Source organism: Kitasatospora phosalacinea (assembly GCF_000717185.1).
Lineage (GTDB): Bacteria > Actinomycetota > Actinomycetes > Streptomycetales > Streptomycetaceae > Kitasatospora > Kitasatospora phosalacinea_A.
Window position 1 is genome coordinate 1 of sequence record NZ_JNYE01000224.1, and the last position, 1810, is coordinate 1810.

The 1810-nt window shown below is 63.8% G+C and carries 2 protein-coding genes; one reads left to right on the plus strand and one right to left on the minus strand.

What is annotated here, in order from left to right; translation table 11 throughout:
- Nucleotides 1–187: hypothetical protein (locus OO57_RS46585; RefSeq protein ID WP_234337721.1), on the minus strand; the 187-nt coding region annotated here is incomplete at its 3' end.
- Between the two features lie 250 nt (nucleotides 188–437).
- On the opposite strand from OO57_RS46585, the gene OO57_RS37660 reads away from it, so the two are divergent.
- The gene (locus OO57_RS37660) at nucleotides 438–1736 is read left to right on the plus strand and encodes a hypothetical protein (RefSeq protein ID WP_158715390.1); all 1299 of its coding nucleotides are present in this window, start codon (nucleotides 438–440) and stop codon (nucleotides 1734–1736) included.
- The last annotated feature ends 74 nt before the right edge of the window (nucleotides 1737–1810 follow it).

The window sequence follows — 1810 nt, forward strand, 5'->3', positions numbered from 1 at the left end:
CGCCGAGCGCTGCGGCGAGCACACGTCTTGTTGGTGTGGAAGGTGGCACAGGAAGCCCCCAGCCCTTTCGTTCACGGAACGGATGACGGCAGGCGCCGATATCCGGCAGGAGAATCGCATACGGGAGATACAGGCTTTCAAGCTGCCCTGATGCTCGGTCAAGTGAATTGAGCACCTTGCCGATCATTTGCCCGATTATGTCAATCGATGATCGAGCAAAGAGTAGGCAAAAACAGCTGGCGGGAGGCTCTGTACCTGGTGACGGCATGCGCAGGTTCTTGCCATGATCGCTTCCAAACTCGGCAGCGATCATCGCTCCGAGTGCCTTGTGCTGCCCTCATGTGGGTGGCGAAAGAAATGGAAGATCAGTGTCCAGTGGAGCACGAAGTCAAGTCGGCGATTTTCGCCAAAGATTGACGAATAGTCAGCAAATAAAGGTGACGAGACGTCAAAATCGCTTCTGGCGGATGATCGGCTGCCCCGCAGCCGCCGCGCTGGTAGCAGCATTGATTGCTGCCCCTGCGCAGGCCGCAGCAGCGGCCGAACCGTGGAAGCCCAGCAAGCCCTCGGCAGGGGCCGTGAAGGGGGTGAAGGACCTCAAGCCGGAGGTTGCCCAGCAGGTCAGCCAGGCACAGCGCGCTTTCACCCCGCACGCGACCACCTGGCCTGCAGCCGCCAAGAGCAGCGCCCACGTCCTTGCACCCTCAGAGAAGTCCGACGGCGCCCGCCAGGTCGCAGCAGGTACACCGGTGTGGCTGCAGGCGCCCAAAAGCGAAGATGGTGCTCACCAGGGACCGTCCGACATCGGCGTGTCGGTGTTCGACCACCAGAAGGCTGCCGCACTCGGCGTCTCCGGTGTCGTCTTCACCGTCGACCCGTCCTCTGCCACTAGCAAGAGCAAGGTGCGGGTCGGCGTCGACTACTCGGCCTTCGCCGAAGCCTTCGGAGGCAACTACGCCTCCCGACTCCACTTGGTCACCCTCCCGGCCTGCGCGCTTACCACGCCAGATGTCGCTGCCTGCCGCGTGCAGACCCCGCTCGCGACCCAACAGGATCCGAAGACAACCAGTGTGTCGGCGGAGGTCGAACTCGGGCAGTCGCAGGTGGAACCCTCCACCTCGGCGTCGAACAGCAACACGGTGCCCGCGACCTTCTCCAGCAACGACTCGGCGGTGCTGAAAGCAGCGTCGATGTCCAGCCTCCAGGTCCTCGCGGCCACCACCTCCGATGACCAGGGCGGCAGCGCCGCAGGCAGCTACGCCGCCGGATCGCTGGCGCCGTCCGGATCCTGGTCCAGTGGCAGCAGCAGTGGGGCGTTCACTTACGCCTATCCGATCCAGGCACCAGGCGCCACGACCTCGGTAGTGCCCGCGATCGAACTCACCTACGACTCGGCCTCGGTGGACGGTAAGACCGCCTCCACCCAGGCGCAGGCGTCGTGGGTGGGCGACGGGTGGTCGACCCCGGACTCCTACATCGAGCAGACCTTCACCTCCTGTACGGACCAGCCCGAGGGCAGCGCCTCGCCGTCCGAGACCGGCGACCAGTGCTATGCAGGTCCGATCCTGACGTTGTCCTTGAATGGCACGTCGACCGCGCTGGTGTGGGACTCCGGCAAGAGCACCTGGAAGCCGCAGAGCGACAACGGCGAGAAGATCGCCCACATCACCGGATCGAACAACGGCACCGGCACCTACAACACCGACTACTGGGCTCTGTCCCGTAATCGGTGGTAACGAAGGGTGACGGGCGTCGTTGGCATGGTGTGCGTGATGTCAACGAGCTTGTGAGTGTGGTGTTTTCCGGGCTG